Annotated in this window: 4 protein-coding genes; 3 read left to right on the forward strand and 1 reads right to left on the reverse strand. The window is 49.2% G+C overall.

Annotated elements, in window-relative coordinates:
* From GX117_13100 to GX117_13110, 3 genes are all read left to right on the forward strand, one after another.
* Positions 1 to 887, forward strand: an 887-nt coding sequence (locus GX117_13100; protein NLO34266.1) for a hypothetical protein, incomplete at its 5' end; no start/stop codon positions are given.
* A gap of 227 nt (positions 888 to 1,114) precedes the next feature.
* Complete coding sequence (locus GX117_13105; protein ID NLO34267.1) at positions 1,115 to 2,305, forward strand: exo-alpha-sialidase; 1,191 nt, start codon at positions 1,115 to 1,117, stop codon at positions 2,303 to 2,305.
* 185 nt (positions 2,306 to 2,490) lie between these two features.
* Entirely contained in the window at positions 2,491 to 3,723 is a 1,233-nt protein-coding gene (locus GX117_13110) for a metallophosphoesterase family protein (protein ID NLO34268.1), read from the forward strand.
* A 19-nt stretch (positions 3,724 to 3,742) separates the two neighbouring features.
* Here the strand turns inward: GX117_13110 and GX117_13115 are convergent.
* The coding region (locus tag GX117_13115) for a hypothetical protein (GenBank protein ID NLO34269.1) at positions 3,743 to 3,979 on the reverse strand (237 nt) is incomplete at its 5' end.

Below are 3,979 nucleotides of genomic sequence, written 5' to 3' on the forward strand. Positions count from 1 at the left end.
GTACTGCCACACTCGTGGGCGACCCGCCCAACATTTTGATCGGTTCGCGGGGCGGCTTGTCGTTCAACGCTTTTTTGCTGCATCTGACGCCCATCGTCATCCTGTCGTGCGTGGTCGTTTTCTTGTTCATTTTCCTGTCGCAGCGTAATCGTTTAAAAACGACGGGCGCATTGCGTGCGCGCATTATGAAAGCCCATCCATCGAAAGCGATTCTGGATCCCTGGCGCTTGAAGCGTGGCTTAATCGTCTTTTCCTTTATTCTTGCCGGCTTCAGCATGAGCCATGTTTTAAATTTACAGCCCGGTATTATTGCTCTTTCCGGCGCTTTGATTATGGTGGTCTACACAAAAAGTGATTTGCGCGCCGCCATGGAAAAAGTGGAATGGGAAACGATTCTCTTTCTCATGGGCTTATTCATGTTGGTCGGCGCTCTGGAGCATAACGGTTTATTTGAAAAGATCGCGCACGTTTTGTTTGGTGTGACCCGTGGGCATTTATATGCCACCGCCTTGGCGGTGCTGTGGGTGTCCGCCCTTTTATCTGCGTTCTTTGGCAATATTCCTGTTGTCATTGCCCTGATTCCCTTGGTAAATTCTCTGATAAGCTCCATGCAAGATCTTCTTAACCTCCATCAAACACCGGAGTTTATGACGATGCATGTTGCCTATCCTTTGTGGTGGGCCCTTGCCTTGGGCGCTTGTTTCGGCGGTAACGGAACGATCTTCGGCGCCGCTGCCAACGTGGTAACAGTTCAAATTGCCAAACGTAATGGCTACCGCATTTCCTTTGGCGATTTCCTCAAATACAGTATCCCCATCACCTTGCTTACCCTAGTGTTATCGAGCATTTATATTTATGTGCGCTATTTTGCTTTTTCTCCCGTGTGATCTTTTGAACAAAAGTTTTCAAATGCCCCACAGATGATATCCTTTCTTTCCCGTATCGTCTCCTTTATTTACGGGAAATATTGCACGTAAACTTTTCGCCTTCTCCCTCCATTTTTTTCTGCGCCAGAAAAGCATACCGCTATTTGTGTATCATAGTTCCTGTTTGTTGCCTTTGGAGCGCGTGCTTGCGCTGTACATCATCTAAGAAATGGAAGGTAAGGATAGCTATGAATGCTTTTTTGAAATGGACAATGCTCTGCTTGTTAGTTCTGGGGACAGGGACTGTTGCGGTTTACGGCGCTGACCTCGAAAACGTGAATTATCAAATTCAGCTGGATACAGTGAGTTCCGGTTTTGATAAAGTCACCTGCTGGGTTCACCCCCGCGCCGGAGCCATTCCCGGCGAAACGCCCATTGTAGTCATGACCATGCAGAAATTGCTTTTAAGTGGTTCCGATGTATTTTATGCTTTAAACGAAATGCGCACGGACGATTTGGGCAGTCATTGGATCGGACCCATCGAACAGGGTACTTTAGGCCGCAGACAAGAAGAATCCTTGGTTTCGGTCATTTGTGATTTTACGCCGAAGTGGCACGCCGCTACGGGAAAATTATTGGGTACCGGTCATGAAGCCCGTTACGATGGAGATAAATTAGCCGGTGAATATCATCGTTCCACAGCCTACGCTTGGTATGATCAAAACAAATGGGTTTGGTCGTCGTGGCGTTCCTTGGAAATGCCGGATGATCCAAAATTTTTTAGTTCCGGTGCCGGCTGCACCCAACGTGTCGATCTTCCCAATGGCGATATTCTGTTGCCCATTTATTTTAAGGCGAAAGGGGAAAAGAGTTCAGCGGCCACGGTGCTGCGTTGCCGGTTCGACGGCGAGACACTACAGTATGTGGAACACGGGAATGAAATGACTGTTCCCGACCCCCGCGGATTGGGAGAACCCTCCTTATGTTTCTTCAATAACCGTTTTTATTTGACCTTGCGCAATGATGTGAAAGGCTATGTAACACGCAGTGATGACGGGCTCCATTTCGAAGAGCCCCGGCCGTGGTGTTTTGATGACGGCAGTGAATTGGGCAGTTACAATACGCAGCAACATTGGGTTACCCACAAGGACGCGCTCTTTTTGGTATATACCCGACGTGACCCCGAGTATGATCATGTATTCAGACATCGCGCGCCTTTACGCATGGCTCAAGTGAATCCTGACACGATGCAGGTTATTCGTGATACTGAACGTAACCTCATCCCGTCACGGGGCGCACGTCTGGGCAATTTTGGGGTGGCGGAGATCAACGAAAAAGAGACATGGGTAACCGTTGCTGAATGGATGCAGCCCCTTGGCTGTGAAAAATATGGTTCCGACAATGCCGTTTATGTTGCCCGTATTCTGTGGGAAGACTAAGTGCAGCCATAGCCTTTGGGGCTTGACTGCAGAGTATACATGGAGTACTATCATAAATTAACAACATATTTTGGCGTGAAGATGCATTTGTTGAAATGCTCTTTAAATCTTCACTCCATGGAGCGCCGCCGTTCATAACGGATGAGTCGCTCTTTCGTGATATACAACCGGAAAAGGAAACAATTATGAGCAATGACAATGACCTTAAAAAAGACGCTTCTCTTGTTTCACGACGAAACTTCATGGGCCGCAGCGGCGCAGGCTTTCTAGGATTGGGGCTGTTGCCTGCGTTGGCTTTGGCGGCAGGCGACGGCGATAACAATGAGCCTGCGAACTTTGCCGTGAACCATGGGCCCCTCGTGCAATCACCGGGTTCCGGCGAAGTAACGGTTACATGGCATACTAATAAGAAAGCCACCGCCAAGGTATTGTACGGTGAGGATGGTAAATTGGACCGCGTAGCCGTGACCAGTATCAACGGATTGATTCCCAATGACAGTACCTGCCACGCTGTGCGGCTCACCGGTCTCACACCGGGCAAAGCATTTCAATACCGCTTGGTTTCCCGCGAATTTAAGGGCTATGTAACGCCTTACCGTGTACAGCATGGCGATACCATTGAAAGCGACGTCTATAGCTGTACGCCCCTTGACCCGAATAAAGAGCGCTTTTCTTTTGTCATGTGGAACGATATTCATGATGACGCGAACCGCCTTGAAAGCATGTTCAATGATGTGGTTTGGGATGACATTGATTTCGTGGTATTAAACGGCGATATTGTCAATGACTTTGTGAAAGACAAACAGTTTTTCCACGCCTTCTATGACATCTGCGCGCGCAAATTTGGCGCTTCCATTCCAACCGTCTATGTCCGCGGCAATCACGAAACGCGGGGCGCTTGGGCGCGTCGCTTCCAAGAATATGTGCCGGGAAGGGACGGACGTACCTACTATTCTTTTGACCATGGCGGTATCCATTTTCTCGCCTTGGATACAGGCGAAGACAAGGAAGACAACCACAAAGAATATGCCGATCTTATAGAGTTTGATTCATTTCGTGCAGAACAAACAGCGTGGCTGAAGGAAGACCTGAAAAGTGAAGCCGCCCGTAATGCCAGATTTACCATTGCACTGACCCATCAGCCTACTCCGTATTTGGGCGATTCCATTTTCGGCTGCCGGGAAGTAGGGCGTTTGTGGCAGCCTCTTATTAATGAAGCGGGCGCTAAACTATGGCTCAGTGGTCACATGCACCGGTACAAATGGTGTGAACCGGGTGAAGATGGCGACAATGTTTTTCATGCCATGACCAATCCCGTGGATGCAACTGTTCGCGTTGATGTGTCGCCCGACGAGCTGCATGTAAAGGTCATTAAACTTGGCGGCGAGATACTCCGTGATGAACGCATCCCCCGTTAACAGTCTTCTCTCTCCCTGACTAAGACATAAAGTTTTCTGCCCGGGCAGATCGTAAAAGCAGTTCTGTCCGGGCTTTTTCTATGACTTCTGCCAGCGCTTCGGGATCTTGGGAGCCAATAATGAATTGACGGTTATGGTCGTCGCAGAGGTAGACCCCGCCTGTGCCGCCCATATTGAAGTACCTGCAACAGCGGCCTCGAAAAGGGCCGTAGTGGAAGCCCCAGCCCATAGCATCACGAAAAGGTCGAAAGGTGAC

The sequence above is a fragment of the Candidatus Hydrogenedentota bacterium genome (genome assembly GCA_012523015.1).
In the GTDB taxonomy this organism is placed as follows: Bacteria; Hydrogenedentota; Hydrogenedentia; order Hydrogenedentales; family CAITNO01; genus JAAYBJ01.

Excerpts from the sequence above, each read along its gene's own strand:
- GX117_13105 (NLO34267.1), top strand. The coding sequence starts at position 1,115 with ATGAATGCTTTTTTGAAATGGACAATGCTCTGCTTGTTAGTTCTGGGG.
- GX117_13110 (NLO34268.1), top strand. The coding sequence starts at position 2,491 with ATGAGCAATGACAATGACCTTAAAAAAGACGCTTCTCTTGTTTCACGA.